General features: G+C 61.3%; 15 protein-coding genes. 11 read left to right on the top strand and 4 right to left on the bottom strand.

Annotation, left to right across the window (positions count from 1 at the left end; translation table 11 throughout):
• The first annotated feature begins 320 nt into the window (after nucleotides 1–320).
• Entirely contained in the window at nucleotides 321–884 is a 564-nt protein-coding gene (locus ACE3PP_RS01005) for a tetratricopeptide repeat protein (protein ID WP_374377304.1), read from the top strand.
• On the opposite strand, the gene ACE3PP_RS01000 is transcribed toward ACE3PP_RS01005, so the two are convergent.
• The 3 genes from ACE3PP_RS01000 to ACE3PP_RS00990 all read right to left on the bottom strand — a co-directional run bounded on the left by ACE3PP_RS01000 (nucleotide 871) and on the right by ACE3PP_RS00990 (nucleotide 4500).
• Entirely contained in the window at nucleotides 871–2808 is a 1938-nt protein-coding gene (locus ACE3PP_RS01000; RefSeq protein WP_374377303.1) for an ATP-binding protein, read from the bottom strand. The two genes, ACE3PP_RS01005 and ACE3PP_RS01000, sit on opposite strands and share 14 nt — an antisense overlap.
• A 141-nt stretch (nucleotides 2809–2949) precedes the next feature.
• Complete coding sequence (locus ACE3PP_RS00995) at nucleotides 2950–3369, bottom strand: OsmC family protein (RefSeq protein WP_374377302.1); 420 nt, start codon at nucleotides 3367–3369, stop codon at nucleotides 2950–2952.
• A 15-nt stretch (nucleotides 3370–3384) separates the two neighbouring features.
• Nucleotides 3385–4500 (bottom strand): Mrp/NBP35 family ATP-binding protein, encoded by a 1116-nt coding sequence (locus tag ACE3PP_RS00990; RefSeq protein ID WP_374377301.1) that lies wholly within the window; start codon nucleotides 4498–4500, stop codon nucleotides 3385–3387.
• 189 nt (nucleotides 4501–4689) lie between these two features.
• Here ACE3PP_RS00990 and hflK point away from each other — a divergent pair, with 189 nt between their 5' ends.
• The 3 genes from hflK to ACE3PP_RS00975 all read left to right on the top strand — a co-directional run bounded on the left by hflK (nucleotide 4690) and on the right by ACE3PP_RS00975 (nucleotide 8395).
• Nucleotides 4690–5838 carry an FtsH protease activity modulator HflK gene (hflK, locus tag ACE3PP_RS00985; RefSeq protein ID WP_374377300.1) on the top strand — a complete coding sequence of 383 codons (1149 nt, stop codon included), beginning with the start codon at nucleotides 4690–4692 and terminating at the stop codon, nucleotides 5836–5838.
• Complete coding sequence (gene hflC, locus ACE3PP_RS00980; protein WP_374377299.1) at nucleotides 5835–6722, top strand: protease modulator HflC; 888 nt, start codon at nucleotides 5835–5837, stop codon at nucleotides 6720–6722. Before hflK ends, hflC begins: the two co-directional genes overlap by 4 nt.
• 179 nt (nucleotides 6723–6901) lie before the next feature.
• Nucleotides 6902–8395, top strand: a complete 1494-nt coding sequence (locus tag ACE3PP_RS00975; RefSeq protein ID WP_374377298.1) for a DegQ family serine endoprotease — start codon at nucleotides 6902–6904, stop codon at nucleotides 8393–8395.
• A gap of 69 nt (nucleotides 8396–8464) precedes the next feature.
• Here ACE3PP_RS00975 and serB read toward each other — a convergent pair whose 3' ends face one another.
• On the bottom strand, nucleotides 8465–9367 hold the full coding sequence (serB, locus tag ACE3PP_RS00970) for a phosphoserine phosphatase SerB (protein ID WP_374377297.1): 903 nt from the start codon (nucleotides 9365–9367) through the stop codon (nucleotides 8465–8467).
• A 21-nt stretch (nucleotides 9368–9388) separates the two neighbouring features.
• Between serB and miaA the strand changes: the two genes are divergently transcribed.
• The 7 genes from miaA to ACE3PP_RS00935 all read left to right on the top strand — a co-directional run bounded on the left by miaA (nucleotide 9389) and on the right by ACE3PP_RS00935 (nucleotide 17006).
• Nucleotides 9389–10354, top strand: coding sequence for a tRNA (adenosine(37)-N6)-dimethylallyltransferase MiaA (gene miaA / locus ACE3PP_RS00965; RefSeq protein ID WP_374377296.1), 966 nt, complete (start codon nucleotides 9389–9391; stop codon nucleotides 10352–10354).
• A gap of 95 nt (nucleotides 10355–10449) precedes the next feature.
• Complete coding sequence (locus ACE3PP_RS00960) at nucleotides 10450–12210, top strand: acetolactate synthase 3 large subunit (protein ID WP_374377295.1); 1761 nt, start codon at nucleotides 10450–10452, stop codon at nucleotides 12208–12210.
• A gap of 98 nt (nucleotides 12211–12308) precedes the next feature.
• On the top strand, nucleotides 12309–12809 hold the full coding sequence (gene ilvN, locus ACE3PP_RS00955; RefSeq protein ID WP_374377350.1) for an acetolactate synthase small subunit: 501 nt from the start codon (nucleotides 12309–12311) through the stop codon (nucleotides 12807–12809).
• A 58-nt stretch (nucleotides 12810–12867) separates the two neighbouring features.
• On the top strand, nucleotides 12868–13887 hold the full coding sequence (gene ilvC / locus ACE3PP_RS00950; RefSeq protein WP_374377349.1) for a ketol-acid reductoisomerase: 1020 nt from the start codon (nucleotides 12868–12870) through the stop codon (nucleotides 13885–13887).
• Between the two features lie 498 nt (nucleotides 13888–14385).
• Entirely contained in the window at nucleotides 14386–15429 is a 1044-nt protein-coding gene (locus tag ACE3PP_RS00945; RefSeq protein WP_374377294.1) for a rod shape-determining protein, read from the top strand.
• Between the two features lie 153 nt (nucleotides 15430–15582).
• Nucleotides 15583–16491 (top strand): rod shape-determining protein MreC, encoded by a 909-nt coding sequence (gene mreC / locus ACE3PP_RS00940; RefSeq protein WP_374377348.1) that lies wholly within the window; start codon nucleotides 15583–15585, stop codon nucleotides 16489–16491.
• Nucleotides 16488–17006, top strand: a complete 519-nt coding sequence (locus tag ACE3PP_RS00935; RefSeq protein WP_374377293.1) for a hypothetical protein — start codon at nucleotides 16488–16490, stop codon at nucleotides 17004–17006. Before mreC ends, ACE3PP_RS00935 begins: the two co-directional genes overlap by 4 nt.
• Nucleotides 17007–17010 lie beyond the last annotated feature (4 nt).

Here is a 17010-nt window from a genome sequence, read left to right as displayed (position 1 = left end):
GCTCTGAACGGAAAAATGGTGTGGCGGGGCGGCGCAAACAAGATATCGCCGCCTGACACCCTCGGATTCAGGCATTCACAACGGATTGTGACCCCAACTGGCCCGGAAAGTGCTAATTTCCATCCGGTTTCAGCATTTTGGCCGCCATGAGAACGCCTTTTATCCTGATTTCGACCCTTTTTGCCTTGCAGGCCGGATGGAGCACGGCAGCGCTTGCCCAACAGGCGACGCCCTTGCCGCCGCCCCCGGGCATGAGCGCATCTCCCGTTGGGCCTGTTGCGACCCCGGGAACAACCGATAGCGCGGTTGCGGGGCCGGCATTGCCCGCGGGTGCCATTGCCGATGGCGGCAGGGTCTGCAAGCAGACCGTGATGGTCGACGGCGTTCCCTATACCTGGGACAAACTCGAACGGGACACGGACGACGCCTGGCAGGAGTACAGCAACGGCCAGTTCACCAGCTCCGTCCCTGTGTTCATGAAGCTGGCGAAGATCGGCCATCCGGTGGCGCAACGCCTGATGGGGATCGTCTATTTCTATGGTCAGGGCGTCCCGCAGGACTATCGCACCGCGCTCGACTGGTTCGAGAAGGCGGCGATGCAGGGCTGTTTCGAGGCCTTCGTGCCGGTGGCGCAGATGTATGAGAAGGGCATGGGCACTCCTGCCGATCTCGGCCAAGCCTATATGTGGTACAACATCGCCGTCGGCCGTCTGCCCCTCGGGCCGGATCGGCGCGATATGGAGAAGGCGCGCGAGGCGGTGGCCGCACAGATGACGCCGGCCCAGATCGAGGCGGCGCAGAAGCGGTCGTTACAGTTCCAGCCCAAGCTGGTCGTGCCGCCGGACGTTTCCGAATTGCCCGAGGATTTCTTCAAGCGGCGTTGACGCCACCTGTCGGCGGCTTCGGCATGCTCACCTCGACGCGCGTGCCCTGGCCCGGCTTGCTTTCGATGTTGAGGTGGCCGCCCATTGCTTCGACCAGACGCTTCACCAAGGTCAGGCCGATGCCCGACCCACCAACTTCGGCGCGCATCGTGTCGCCGAGGCGGGTGAAGGGCTGCATGGCCTTTTCGATTTCCTCCGCCGTCATGCCGACGCCGCTGTCGATCACGCAGAAGGTGAGCGTGGCACCATCATCCCGCGTCGAGATCTCAATCCGGCCGCCTTTCTTCGTGTACTTCGCGGCATTGCTGGCCAGGTTGAGGATGACTTGGCGGAGCAGACGGCGATCGGCGAGGCAGGCCCCGGCGGCCCGATCGACAATGTCGAGATGGTGCTGGCGCTCCTTGGCCATCGCTTCGGCTAAGGCACGGCAATCGGCAAGCACGTCGGCCGACTGCACGGCTTCGTGCTTGACCTCGATGCGACCGGATTCGACGGCGGAAAGATCGATGATGCCGCCGAGGAGATCCAGCAATTGCTGGCCGCTCTGGTGGATGTCGTCAATATAACCCTTGTAAGTCGGGTTGTTGATCGGCCCGAACACTTCGCGCTGGATGACGTCGGAAAATCCGATAATGGCATTGAGCGGTGTGCGCAGTTCATGGCTCATCGTCGCCAGAAATTCCGATTTGGCGCGGTTCGCGTCCTCGGCCGCGCGCAGAGCCCGGACCAACCGAATCTCCGCTTCCTTGCCAGCGGAGATGTCGAAGACATAGCCGCCGATGGCAATCACCTGGCCCTGTTTGTCGAGGACCGGAAACTTGATCTCGCGTTCCCAGCTATAGGCCTGTCCCTGCTTGCTGTTGCGTTCGGTGCGGACAACCTCGCCAGCGCGCGCTTTCAGATCATCTTCGAGAAGATCCGATGAGAGGCTTTGGTCGAAGAAATCCTCAAGCCGATGACCGGCATAGGGTTGGTCGCCGACACGGAAAGCGCGCCTTGCCTCGGCGTTGAGGTCGATGTACCGGCCATCCACATCCTTCACATACATGGCGACCGGTGCGTTCTCCATGAAGGCGCGCAAGAGGTCGCGACTGCGGTTGGCTTCGCTTTCAAGTCTTTGTCGTCGGTCGGCATAGGCGGCGATGACGAAGAAGAGGGCCGCGCATGTAATAGCGGCGACGAGCGTGAGCAGATGTGGAGTCGATTCCGGGCCGAGCTTGGACGGTGGGATAAGGGCGGCAACATGCCATGCGCCATCTGGGAAGGGTATCTCGACCGCAACGGCGTCACCGGCGAACACTGAAGGGTCGCCGAGCAGCACTTCCGGTGCGAGAGTCGCGTTGCGATTGCCTCGGATGGCGAGCTTGATGAACTGGCTGGCATCGGTGATGCCGGCCTGGGCAAAGAGGCCCTGCATGCGCAGCGGCATGCTGAGGGCGCCCCAGAAAACGGGTGGATGGTTGGCGCTGCGCATGATGATGGGTATGCGGACGATGATCGACCAGCCGCCCTGGATGAGGTTGGCTGGCCCTGCGACATCGGGCTGCCCCGTCCGTCGCATGCGTTCGAAAGATTGCCATTGATCAGGATGATCACGCAAATTGATGCCGATCGTACCGCGATTGGGTCCCAGCGGGCAGTTGAAAGTGATTTTTGATCCGACGACGAGTGCGACATTGCGGATTTTGACTTCATCCCGGAGAAGCTGTGCGCATGCGGCGTCGAAGCTGCCCGAGGTAATCCCTTTCTGGGCCGCGATAACAGCTGCCAGCCCACGACCCAAATCGACACTTTTTTCGATCTCGGTTCGAAGGTTGTTGGCGAGGACGGTGAGTTCAGCCCGCAGCGTACTGCGCGCCGCAGTATCAGCGCGCCGCCGCTCCAGCCATTCGCCGCCGGCCAGGACGACCACGGCGATTGCCAAGGATATGACGCCAATCAGCGCGTGCTTTGCACGGTTTGGAAGCGGTAAGAATGATTTCCTGGACGGCCCATCAATGAAGTCATTGGGCCGCGCGCGCGCGTTCCTGTCAACTCGCTTTGGTGCAAAGCCGCGTGCAGCGCCTCAATCGGCGTCGACGATTTCGAAGCTGTGGGTGATCTCGGCCATCTTGCCGAGCATGATTGACGCGGAACAATACTTTTCCGCCGACAGGTCGATCGCGCGCTGCACCGTATCAGGTTTCAGGTTTTTGCCTGTTACGACGAAGTGCATGTTGATCTTGGTGAAGACCTTCGGGTCGGTGGCGGCCCGCTCGGCGTCCAGGCGGCATTCGCAGCCGCGAACGTCCTGGCGTCCCTTCTGCAGGATCATGACGACATCGACCGAGGTGCAGCCGCCTGTCCCGAGCAGCAGATATTCCATCGGCGATGGCGCGGTCGTGACACCGCCAGGAGTCGTCGAAGCAGCCATGACCACGGCGTGGCCGCTGTTGCTCTCACCGAGAAATGTGCTGTTCTCGATCCACTTGACGCGCGCTTTCATAATTCGTGCTGTTCCTTACTGCAGGACGATGCGCGGCGCCGAGCGCTGTGGTGTCGAATCCAGTTTCTGCCAGACCTTGCGGGCGATTTCGGCATACGCGAGGGCATGTGCCGAGGTGGGCTCGCTGGCGACGATCGGCTTGCCGGCGTCGGACGTCTCGCGGATGACAATGTCGAGCGGAATTTCGCCGAGGAAATCGACGCCGAACTTCTCGGCCTCGCGCTTCGCGCCGCCGTGCGCGAAGATGTCGGTGCGATGACCGCAATTTGGGCAGCAGAAATAGCTCATGTTTTCGATGAGGCCGAGAACGGGTACATCCACCTTGCGGAACATATTCAGTCCCTTCTTGGCGTCGAGAAGGGCGATGTCCTGCGGGGTCGAGACGATCACGGCACCGGACAGCGGTACCGACTGAGCCATCGTAAGCTGCGCATCGCCCGTGCCCGGCGGCAGGTCGCAGACAAGAATGTCGAGTTCGCCCCAATTCACTTCGCGCAAGAGCTGGGTGATGGCGCTCATGACCATCGGTCCGCGCCAGATCATCGGTGTGTCCTCTTCGATGAGGAAGCCCATCGACATGACCTTGACGCCGAAGCTTTGCTTGGGTTCCAGCGTCTTGCCGTCGCGGCTTTCCGGACGGCCGCTGAGACCCATCAGACGCGGCTGCGAAGGGCCGTATATATCGGCATCGAGAAGGCCGACCTTGAGGCCCAGAGTGGTGAGGGCGAGGGCGAGGTTGGTGGCCGTGGTCGACTTGCCGACGCCACCCTTGCCGGATGCGACGGCGATGATGTGCTTGACGCCAGGAACGAGTGCCTTGTTGCCGGCCGGGCGCTGGCCCGGCGCGGGTGCGGCAGCTGGTCGCTGCGGTTGCGCTGCGGCACCGCGATGCGCGGTGAGAACCGCCGTCACCGACAGGATGCCTGGAAGCGCCATGACGGCAGCCTCGGCCGCTTTGCGCAGGGGTTCAAGCTGAACGCCCTGGGCCGGGTCGACCTCGATGCTGAAGCCGACATGGCCGTCGCGCAGCACCAGGCCCTGAATCATGCCGCGCTCGACGAGGTTGCCACCGCCAGGAGCGGTAATTGTCGACAAAACCGAGCGAATTTCCGCTTCAGTGGTCTTGGCCATCCTTGAAATTCCCTCTTCGCACCCCGATATGTTGCCCCGCGCCATCAATTCGTTGCGGGGGCCGAATCCGGTGCGAACCCCTCACATTGCGATGGTGCGGCGGCTGTCATATAAGGCTTTGGCGCGCCCTTTAAAAGGGCGCTCGCGGGCCGGCAGCGGTCTCATTCTAGACCAGTCTTGAGGATCCTTATGGCGTGGAACAATCAGGGTGGTCCCTGGGGCGGCGGACAAAGCCCCTGGGGTCGCGGCAGTGGCGGCGGTAATCAACCCCCCGATTTCGAGGAAATGATCAAGCGCGGACAGGATCGTATGAAGTCGATCCTGCCGGGCGGTTTCGGATCCGGACGCGCCATTGCTCTGATCGTTGCTGCAGCCATCGTGTTGTGGCTGATCACGGGTTTTTATGTCGTCAACCCGGGGCAAGTCGGCGTCAACATGCTGTTCGGGCGGTTTGTCAGCCAGACACTACCAGGGTTGCGTTGGAATTGGCCGGTGCCGATCGGCGACCATTTCACCCCTGATGTGGCGACGCGTAACCGCGTCGAGGTGGGATTCCGCGCCGAGACGGCCAGCGGTTCTGACCGGGATGTGCCGGAAGAGAGCCTGATGCTGACCGGCAATGAGAATATCATCGATGTGCGCGCGGTCGTTTTGTGGCGCATTAACAATGTCGAGCAATATCTGTTCGGCATCGGCGATCCGGAAGCCAGCGTGAAGAACACGGTCGAAGCCGCCTTGCGCGAGATCATCGGCCAGTCGACGTTCGAATACGCTATCACCGAAGGTCGCGGCTCGATCGAAGTGAAAGCGCGCGATTTGGCCCAGCAGATGCTGGACAGCTATCGCATGGGCAATGGCAACGGCGGTGCCATCACGATCGAGCAATTGTCACTGCAAAAGGTGGACGCGCCGAGCGAAGTCATCGACGCATTCCGCGACGTGCAGAAGGCTCGGGCGGACAAGGAGGCAGCCATCAATGATGCGCAGGCCTATTTCAACCAGGTGACCGAAGAGGCGATCGGCCAGTCGACTCAGATCGTAAAGCAGGCTGAAGCATACAAGGCCGAGAAGGTCGCAGTTGCACAGGGTGACGCGCAGCGTTTCCTGTCGGTCTACGAGCAGTACAAGCAAGCGCCGACCATTACCGAGCGTCGTCTCTATCTGGAGACCATGTCAGGGCTTCTGGGCGATATGAACAAGATCATCATCGACGATAAGGCTTCCGGTGGCGCCGTACCCTATCTGCCGCTCGATCAGTTGCTGAAGTCGCAGAAGGCGGGCAGCGCAGACAATGCTGGCGGCACTGCTGGCTCGAACAATGCGGGAGCCGGTCAATGAATCAGGGCAAGGTCATTCTTCTTGCCATCGTTGCCGTGTTGGCGGCGATCGCGGTCTATAGCTCGACCTTCGTGGTGCAGCAGGCGGAAAGCGCCATCGTGTTGCGTTTCGGCAATCCGCAGGCTGTCATCGACGAACCGGGCCTCAAGTTCAAGATTCCGGTTGCCGATACGGTAATCCTGCTGGATCGTCGCGTCCTCAATTTCGACGCGCCGGCCCAGGAACTGTTGACGCGCGACCAGAAGCGCGTGGTTATCTCCGCCTTCGTGCGGTACCAGATCGTCAACAGCTTGAAATTCTATCAGGTGGGTCGAACTTACTCGAACGCGGAAAGCCAAATCCGCAGCGTGCTCGGTTCGACCTTACGCAGCGTTATTGGCAACGTCGCCCTGGCGGACACCTTGACGCCCAAGCGTGCCGATATCATGCGGCAGATTCATACCGAACTTACGCGCCAAGCAGCTGAACCTTACGGGATCAAGATTATCGACGTGCGTTTCAAGCGCGTGGATCTGCCGGCGCAGAATAGCGATGCGGTCTTCAACAGCATGCGCAAGCAGCGTGCTCAGGAAGCTGCCCGCATTCGTGCCGAAGGCGCTCGCGAAGCGCGTCAGAAGACGGCCGAAGCGGACAAGCAGCGGGTCGTGGCACTGGCGGACGCCCGCAAGCAGTCGGCCATTTTGCGCGGACAGGGCGATGCTGAAGCTACTCGGATCTATAACGAGGCATTCGGCAAGGATCCGGAGTTCTTCGATTTCTATCGATCGCTGCAGGCGATGCAGGATGCCCTGAAGGGGAGCTCGACGACCTATGTCGGGCCGGCAACCGGTGATTTCTTCCGTTTCTTCGGAAATGAGGCCGGCAAGTCAGCGCCTAAACCATAGGGGGCGTTGGCGGCGTGGCCATCGCGTTGATCGAGCATAGTTGAATGGTTGGCAAAACCGATCGGGCGTCTTGCCCGGTCGGTTTTTGCGCTATACTGCACAGCGAAATAGGCGTCCAAATTCGTCCGAATTGACAGGATTTGAGCCGCCGAAATGGCGTCAAAGAGGTAGAGACAGCGATGCATAGCAAGCCGAGACGGCCCCGGGCGCGGGCAATTGCCCTGGCGAAAACTGGCGATATGGGCCGGCAGATTTCATGGGCGCTGTTGGTGTTCCTGGTGGTGTTGCTGGCTGGCCTCAAGCTGGCTAACGCCCGATCGGCGCCGGAGAGTTTCGCCGATCTCGCCGAGAAGTCGCTGCCGGCGGTCGTGAACATTTCGACGACCCAAACGGTGACGGCCGACAGCCAGATTCAGGATCTCGACGACATGTTCCGGGAGTTCCTCGATCGGCAGAACGGCGACAAGCCGAAGCCTCGGAAAGCAACCTCCCTGGGTTCGGGCTTCATCATTGATCCGTCGGGTTATGTCGTGACCAACAACCACGTCGTCGAAGGTGCCGAGGAAATCACGGTCATCACGCACGACAATGAGGAGTTGAAGGCAAAACTGGTTGGGCGCGACGAAAAGACCGACCTGGCCTTGCTGAAGGTCGAGACCAAGGAACCGCTGCCCGCGGTGAAGTGGGGCGATTCCGACAAGCTGCGCATCGGCGATTGGGTGTTGGCGATCGGCAATCCGTTCGGCCTCGGCGGTACCGTGACGGCGGGTATCGTTTCGGCCCGCCAGCGCGATATCAACGCCGGGCCCTATGACGATTTCATCCAGACCGACGCCTCGATCAATCGCGGCAATTCCGGCGGTCCGATGTTCAACATGGATGGCGATGTCGTGGGCATCAACTCGGCCATCTATTCGCCGTCGGGCGGGTCTGTCGGCATCGGTTTTTCGATCCCTTCGAACCTGGCCAAGGGTGTCATCGCCCAGATCAAGGAATTCGGCCACCCGCGGCGCGGCTGGCTTGGCGTGCGCATCCAGACCGTCAGTCCGGAACTTGCTGAGGGCTTGCGCCTTCCCGAAGCCAAAGGCGCGCTGGTGTCGAGCGTGTCGACCGGTGGGCCGGCGGACAAGGCCGGTATCAGGCAGGGAGATGTGATCCTGGAGTTCGACGGTCATGAGGTCGCCGACATGAAGGCGCTGCCGCGACTGGTCGCAGATACCCAGTTCGGTAAATCCGTGCCGGTCAGCATCTGGCGCAAGGGTGCCAAGACCTCGGTCACGGTCGAGCTCGGCGAACTCGATGAGAAGGCCGAGGCATCGTTGCAGTCGACCCAGCCGGAAGAGGAGACGGATCAGCCTGCCGATACGGGTGACAAGATCGCGCAGCTGGGCATCCAGGTCGGCAAGATCGACGATGCGGCGCGTGGCAAGTTCGATCTGCCCGAAGGTGCCGAAGGTGTCGTGGTCTTGTCGGTCGAGGAAGACGGCCCGGCGGCGGAAAAGGATCTGCGCGCTGGTGATGTGATCGCCGAGGTGGATCAGAAGGCTGTCTCCTCGCCGCAGGATGTCCATGAAAGGGTGAAGTCGGCGCAGGAGAACGGCTATCGGCTGGTCACTTTGCTGATCAATCGGCAGGGCGATTTCCAGTGGATCGCCGTAAAGATCGCGCAATAGGATTTCACTGGCATGGTGAGGGCGACGCCCGGACCCGGTCCGGGCGTCTGCTTTTTGGGAACGGCTCGTTCAGGCGAATTCGCCGCGCCGATAGCCCATGTAAAAGAGCAGGCCGGTCAGGTCCGCAAAGTTGAGTTGGCATGCGATGGCAGCGCGGACCTTGGGTTTGCCGCGATAGCCGCAGCCCATGCCGGCGGCGACCAGCATCGGAATGTCGTTGGAGCCGTCGCCGATCGCGGCCGTCGCCGAAAGATCGATGCCGCATTCGCGGGCAAGAAAGTGAAGTCGGCCGAGCTTTCCGAACTCGCCATCCGGATCGACGATGGGTGGCACCAGCTTGCCCGTCGTCTTGCCGTCGGCCATTTCGAATTCGTTGGCGATGTCGATGTCGAAACCGACGCGCGCGGCGACACGGCCGGTGAAATAACGGAAGCCGCCGGAGACGAGGGCCGTATAACAGCCGTCACGGCGCAATGTGCGGATCAGGGTTTCGGCGCCCGGCGATACCTCGACCTTCTGATAGGCGGCGGCAAATTCGGCTTCGGTCAGGCCCTTCAGCAGGGCGACGCGGGCAATGAGGCTTTGCGTGAAGTTGATTTCGCCCTTGATCGATTTCTGCGTCAGCGCGTCGATCTCGGCTTTGTCGTTGGCGAAGACGGAGAGATCGTCCAGCGTCTCAGCCGTGACGATGGTGGAATCCATGTCACAGAGCAGAAGTTTCTTGCGGCGACCGACCACTGTCTGGGCGTAGGCATCGATGGGCGCGCCACCCAGCATGGCATGGGCGATATCCTGCGCGGTGCGCGGTTCTAGGCCCTGGAAGGGGAGGTCGCAGGCAAAACCGGCGTCGAGCCAGTGTGCTGCATCGACCGTGGCCCCGGCGCGCGTCAGCGCGGCCGCGATGCCTGCCATCAGGGCGGAATCAAGCCGGGCTTTGTCGGGAGCGGAAACGAGGGTAAGAACGAGATCCATGACGGTCGGGCTATAGAGGAAATGGCAGAGAAGAACAAGGCAGGGAGCGTGGTGGTGCTGGCTGGTCCGACGGCCAGCGGCAAATCGGCGCTGGCGCTGGACCTTGCCGAGGCTCTCGGCGGCACGATCATCAACGCCGATTCCATGCAGGTTTATCGCGATCTGCCGATCCTGAGCGCCCAGCCGGATGCGACGGACATGGCGCGCGCGCCGCACCGGCTCTACGGCTTCTTGGCCCTCGACGATGCCTGTGACGCGCAGCGTTGGGCGGAACTGGCAGCCCAGGAGATCGATGCCGCGCACGCCGAGGGTCGCGTGCCGATCATCGTCGGTGGCACCGGCCTCTACATCCGCTCGCTGGTGAGCGGGTTCAGCCCACTGCCCGACATTCCGGCGGAGGTGCGATCTGCAGCACGGGCTCTCGTCAAGGAAGCGGGGGCGGAGGAGGCGCATCGGCGCCTCACCGCGCGGGACCCCGAGACCGCCGCGCGCCTCCGCCCTACTGATCCACAGCGCATTGCCCGGGCGTGGGAGGTGCTGGAGGCGACCGGCCAGCCCTTATCTTGGTGGCAGGCGCAGCCGCCGGTACCACCGACACCGCATCGGTTCCAGGCGTTTGCGATTACGCCCGAGCGCGCCGAACTATATACGGCGGCCGATGCAAGGTTTCTCGCCATGCTGGAGCGGGGCGCGCTGGAAGAGGTCAGCCGGGCCGCAGCCTTAGCGCCGTTCAGCGACGGTGGGGGGCGAAAGGCCCTCGGCTATGCCGAACTGGCCGCCGTTTCAGCTGGCACACTTTCCCTCTCCGAGGCCATTCCTGCGGCGCAGCAGGCGACACGCCGCTATGCCAAGCGGCAGCTCACCTGGTTCCGGCACCAATTGCCGCAGGCAAATTTTATATCGCCGGACAATCGAGCTATGAAATTTTCGCAAAGTTATACGGCACAATTGCGCCAGAAAATTCGCGATTTCTTATTGACCCCTTGAGGGTCACAAACTAAGGTCCGGCCACCGCAGCGCGAAAAGCGCGCTGCGAAAGGATTTCTTTGTGCCGAAAGGGCGCGGGAAAGAAGGATCGGATCATGGCCACGGAACCCATCACTGGTGCAGAAATCATCGTCAAAGCCCTTATCGATCAGGGCGTTGAGGTAATTTTCGGCTATCCGGGCGGGGCCGTACTTCCGCTCTATGACGCCCTCTTCAAGCAGAACAAGGTGCGGCACATTCTTTGCCGGCACGAACAGGCCGCCGTGCACGCGGCGGAAGGCTATGCCCGTTCGACGGGGAAGGTCGGTGTCGTCCTGGTGACGTCCGGTCCGGGTGCCACCAATGCGGTGACGGGTCTGACCGACGCCCTCATGGATTCCATTCCGATCGTGTGCCTGACCGGCCAGGTGCCGACCCACCTCATCGGCAATGACGCCTTCCAGGAGGCCGATACCACCGGCATCACGCGCCCCTGCACAAAGCACAATTACTTGGTGAAGTCGGTCGAGGATCTGTCGCGCAAGGTGCATGAGGCCTTCTATGTCGCCCGGTCGGGCCGGCCCGGTCCCGTGCTGCTGGACCTCCCCAAGGATGTGCAGCAGGCAAAGTACGAATATGTGAACCATGCCGGCCAGCGGCATCGGTCCTATAACCCCGCGCAGAAGCCAGACCGGGCGCAGGTGGAAAAGGCCGTCGAACTGATGGCCAGTGCCAAGCGGCCGATCTTCTATGTCGGTGGTGGTGCGGTGAACTCGGGCCCGTTGGCCTGCAAGATGCTCACCGATTTCATCCATCTGACGGGCTTTCCCTGCACCCAGACGCTGATGGGGCTCGGCGCGTTCCCGGCCAACGATCCCTTGTCGCTGGGGATGGTCGGCATGCACGGCATGTATGAATCGAACCATGCGATGCACGATTGCGACGTGATGATCAATATCGGCGCCCGCTTCGACGATCGGGTGACCGGTCGCCTCAATGCCTTCTCGCCGGGATCGAAGAAGATCCATGTCGACATCGATCCCAGCTCGATCAACAAGAGTGTGCGCGTCGATATTCCCGTCGTCGGCGATGTCGGCCATGTGGTCGAGGAGATGATGCGTATCTGGAAGGCGCGTCAGGTGAAGGTCGACCAGAAGTCGCTTGCCGCCTGGTGGGACCAGATCAACAAGTGGCGCGCCCGCGACTGCCTGAAGTATCGGGCGTCCGACACCATCATCAAGCCGCAATTCGCCCTCCAGCGCCTCTATGAAGCGGTGAAGGACAAGGATTTCTACATCACGACGGAAGTGGGCCAGCACCAGATGTGGGCGGCGCAGTTCCTGAAGTTCGACAAGCCCAACCGCTGGATGACCTCGGGCGGCCTCGGGACAATGGGCTATGGCTTGCCGGCGGCCTACGGCGTGCAGGTCGCTCACCCGGAAGCGGTGGTGGTCGATGTGGCCGGCGAAGCGTCGATCATGATGAACATTCAGGAAATGGCGACGCTGGTGCAGTACCGGCTGCCGGTGAAGATCTTCATTCTGAACAACAAATGGATGGGCATGGTGCGCCAGTGGCAGGAGTTGCTGCATGGCGGGCGCTATTCGGAATCCTACAGCGATGCGCTGCCCGACTTCGTGAAGCTCGCCGAGGCTTTCGGCGCGCATGGCCTGCGCGCGACCAAGCCATCCGAACTTGACGATACCATCAAGCAAATGATGGAAATCAAGGGACCGGTCATGGTCGACGTGTGTGTTGACGAGAAGGAAAACTGCTTCCCGATGATCCCGTCGGGATCGCCGCACAACGAGATGCTGCTGGGGCCGGACGATCAGTCCGCCAAGCCGATCTCGGAAGAGGGCATGGTGCTGGTCTGATGAGCGATATCAGGCGCCGCAACACGGGAAATTTCTCTGGCACGCGGGCCGCGTTCGGCGGTCCGGGCCAATCGGGGGAGTCACTGAGCGTGAAGGACATGACGATCGAACGCCATACGATGTCGGTGCTGGTGGACAATGAATCCGGCGTCCTCGCCCGTGTCATCGGCCTGTTTTCGGGCCGTGGCTACAATATCGAAAGCCTGACCGTGGCCGAAGTGGACGCGGCGCAGCATCTTTCGCGCATCACCGTCGTCACCACCGGTACGCCGATGATCATCGAGCAGATCAAGAACCAGTTGCAGCGTCTGGTGCCGGTGCACAGCGTCACCGATCTCACGGTCGAAGGGCCGTCGCTGGAGCGGGAAATGGCTCTGGTCAAAGTCTCCAGCACGGGCGATAAGCGCGTGGAGGCACTCCGCATTGCCGACATCTTCCGCGCGCGCGTGGTCGATGCGACGATCGAAAGCTTCGTTTTCGAGATGACGGGGTCGACCGAGAAGCTCAACGCCTTCATCGCGCTCATGCAGCCCCTGGGGCTGTCCGACGTGTCGCGTACCGGCATCGTCGCAATGAAGCGCGGTGCACAGGCCGATTAACGCCGCGTTTCCCGCGAGAGGGAGCCGGACCAACTTGTTTGACTGAAAGGGAATGACCATGCGTGTTTATTACGATCGCGACGCCGATGTGAACCTGATCAAAGGCAAGAAGATTGCTGTTGTCGGGTTCGGCAGCCAGGGCCATGCCCATGCGCTCAACCTCAAGGACAGCGGCGTCAAGGACGTGCGCGTGGCACTCCGTCCGGGCTCTGCCTCGGCTGCCAAGGCGACCTCACAGGGCCTCGAAGTGATGAGCCCGGCGGACGCGGCGAAGTGGGCAGATCTCGTCATGATTCTCACGCCGGACGAACTCCAGGCCAAGCTCTATGCCGAGGAATTGGCGCCGAACCTGCGCAAGGGTGCGGCCCTCGCTTTCGCCCACGGCCTCAACATTCACTTCAAACTCATCGAGCCGCGCGCCGATCTCGACGTCGTCATGATCGCACCGAAAGGCCCGGGCCATACCGTGCGCGGCGAATATGTGAAGGGCGGCGGCGTTCCCTGCCTCGTTGCCGTGGCGCAGAACCCCTCCGGCAATGCCCTGGAACTGGCCCTTTCTTACGCTAGCGCCATCGGCGGTGGTCGTTCGGGCATCATCGAGACCAACTTCCGCGAAGAGTGCGAAACCGATCTCTTCGGCGAGCAGGTCGTTCTGTGCGGCGGTCTCGTGGCGCTCATCCAGGCCGGCTATGAAACGCTGGTCGAAGCCGGTTACGCGCCGGAGATGGCCTATTTCGAGTGCTTGCATGAAGTGAAGCTGATCGTCGATCTGATCTACGAAGGCGGCATCGCCAACATGCGCTACTCGATCTCGAACACCGCCGAATACGGCGACTATGTGACCGGCCCGCGCATCATCACCGAAGAGACGAAGAAGGAAATGAAGCGCGTGCTCGAAGACATCCAGTCGGGCCGTTTCGTGCGCAATTTCGTGCTCGAGAACGCCGCCGGCCAGCCGAGCTTCAAGGCGACGCGCCGCCGCCAGGCCGAGCACAACATCGAGGAAGTCGGTGCGAAGCTGCGCGGCATGATGCCCTGGATCGCCAAGAACCGCTTGGTCGACAAGACCAAGAACTAAGGCGGCAGGTCTGTCGGTTGACGAAGGAGGGCTCGCAAGGGCCCTCCTTTTTCGTACCCGCAACAATCGTAATAAGAGTATTATATATTGCAAAATTAACGCTAAACATGCGCTGTGATGTTTGGTTGGCTGGGTGACTGAGGGCGGATGTCGCCGGGCACGGGGCTCCGTCACCACGTTGCCCCTTGTGCAAATCTCTTCAGAAAGTCCCGTCACTCGGTTGGAATTCCATCACAATCCTCTTGTCCCGCTTGGGCACGGGCGGTAAAAGCAAGCCCGGACCGGGCCGTGAAGGTTTCCGGAGTCGGGGCGTGTTCCGGACCGCTAAGGCGTGAGAATCCCAGGAATATTCCCAGAAAATCGGAGTCTCGCCGACCAAACGGCAGCGGGCTCGGAAAGTGGCTCCACGGAAATCGCGCCATTGGCCAACCGGCGCACGTCAGCAGGCGTGCGGAAAAGAACAATAACGCCGCGTGTCGCGGCAAGCAGGTGGTACTGATGCTTTCCAAGTTCATGAGCATGTTCTCCGCCGATATGGCGATCGATCTCGGTACCGCGAATACGCTGGTCTACGTCAAAGGCCGTGGGATCGTGCTCAACGAACCATCCGTCGTGGCGATTGCGGACGTGAAGGGTAAGAAGCACGTGCTCGCAGTCGGTGACGAGGCCAAGCTGATGCTGGGCCGTACGCCGGGCAACATCCAAGCCATCCGACCCTTGCGCGATGGCGTGATCGCCGACTTTGAAGTTGCCGAAGAGATGATCAAGCACTTCATCCGCAAGGTGCATAACAATCGCCGCAGCTTCGCGCGGCCGCAGATTATCGTCTGCGTACCCTCCGGCTCCACCGCCGTTGAGCGCCGTGCCATCCAGGAATCAGCGGAATCCGCTGGCGCCAGCAAGGTCTATCTGATCGAAGAGCCGATGGCGGCGGCGATCGGTGCCGGTCTTCCGGTAACCGAGCCGACCGGTTCGATGGTGGTCGATATCGGCGGCGGCACGACGGAAGTCGCGGTTCTGAGCCTCGGTGGCATCGTCTATTCGCGTTCGGTCCGTGTCGGTGGCGACAAGATGGACGAGGCGATCATCGCCTACATCCGCCGCAACCATAACCTCCTCGTTGGCGAGGGTTCGGCCGAGCGCATCAAAAAGGAAATTGGTTCGGCCTGCCCGCCGGAAGACGGCGAGGGCCGGGTGATGGAAATCAAGGGGCGCGACCTGATGAATGGCGTGCCCAAGGAATTGGTGATCACCGAGCGGCAGGTGGCCGAAGCCCTGGCCGAGCCGGTCGGCGCCATCATCGAGGCGGTGAAGGTAGCTCTTGAGCACACGGCCCCGGAACTGGCGGCCGACATCGTTGACAAGGGTATCGTGCTCACCGGTGGCGGCGCGCTGCTTGCCAATCTGGACTTCGTTCTGCGCCACGCGACCGGCCTGCCGGTCTCGATCGCCGACGACGCACTGTCTTGCGTTGCCCTGGGGACCGGCCGCTGCCTTGAGGACATCAAGGCGCATCGCCACGTCCTCATCAACATGTACTGATATTTCACGGCGGGGACGCAAAATATTCCCCAATGTTGCGGCTTGGTAATTGCGCTTTAACCCTTCCTGTGGAAAAATGGCCTAAGTGATTGATTGGCTTCGAGTCATCGGCCAATCCCTTGGGTTTGGGAGGAATCATAGGTGAACAAGCGTATGGGATCGATCGGGGCCGCAACTGCGACCCGCTCCTGGACCCATAGGTTCACTTTTGTTCTTCTCGTCGCCTTCGCCTTCGGTCTGATGTTGATCGGCAAGCCGGATTCAGTCTTGGTCAGCCGGCTTCGTATGATGGTCACCGATATCACCGCGCCGGTTATCAGTGCTGTCTCGCGGCCTATCGACGCCGCGCGTGAAACGGCAAATGACGTCCAGGATTATTTCGCGCTCAAGGCTGAAAACGAGGCCCTGAAGCGTCAGAATGACACCTTGATGGAGTGGCAGCGCGTTGCGCGTGAGCTGCAGGCGGAAAATGCCAGCCTGCGCGACCTCCTCAATTTCCAGGCCGGCCCGAAAGTGAGTTTTGTCACCGCCAGCGTCGTTGCCGACGCCTCGTCGAGTTTCGTCCGTTCCCTGATCGTCCTGGGCGGTACGAAGGCAGGCGTTGCCAGGGGGCAGGCAGCTGTGACAGGTGCCGGTTTGGCTGGTCGCGTTCTCGAGGTCGGCGATCGATCGGCGCGCATACTGCTGATCACCGACATCAATGCGCGCGTCCCAGTTGTAGCAGAACGTAGCCGCGATCAGGCCGTGCTGGCCGGGCGCAATTCCGATTTGCCAGAACTGCTCTATCTGTCGCGCGACAGCGACGTGAAGGTCGGCGACCGGATCGTAACGTCTGGTCAAGGGGGGGTGTTCCCGGCTGGATTACCTGTCGGTGAAGTCGTCGCGACAAAGGATGGCCATGTCCAGGTTCAACCTTTTGTCGACTTCAGCCGCCTGGAGCATATCCGCCTGATCGACTACAGCTTGCCGGGCATACTGATGCAGGATTTCGGCGTCGATTCGACGAAATCGCTGAGCCCGAGCAATAAGCCGCAATCCTCCTCGACCGAGGCGACCGAGTGATCAGGCCCAGTTTTGGCCAACAAGCGGATATCGCGTGGCGCGCGGCACTTCCGGTTGGCCTTACCATCATCCTCCTGTTCGCGGCTTTGTTGTCCTGGCACTTGCCGCGTTTGGGTATGATTGCTTCGGCCCTTGTCCTCATATCTGTCTTCTTCTGGACTGTGCACCAACCGGGTCTGATGAGCATGTGGGGCGTGCTGTCGATCGGTCTCATTCATGATTTTCTGATGCTGGCGCCGTTCGGCGTGGGGCTCCTGGTCCTGCTGCTCGTGCATGGAGTCGCTCTGTGGCAACGCAAGGCACTGAACGGCATGCCGTTCTTCTTGATCTGGGCGGTGTTTGGGCTGGCGGCGGCAGGTTCTACCTTGCTGACGTGGCTTCTGGTTTCATTTCTGCAGGAAACGCTGGTCAATCCCGCGCAGGCGTTCGATCTCTTCCTGCTCGAATTCATTTGCTATCCGCTGCTCGCCTACGTCTTCGCCTGGATCGAGCGTCGGCTGCTGCCGACTGATTGAGGCG

The sequence above is a fragment of the Dongia sp. genome (genome assembly GCF_041910485.1).
In the GTDB taxonomy this organism is placed as follows: Bacteria; Pseudomonadota; Alphaproteobacteria; order Dongiales; family Dongiaceae; genus Dongia.
The sequence above is the reverse complement of the archived record's forward strand: the minus strand, read 5'-3'. Positions and strand labels throughout refer to the sequence as shown.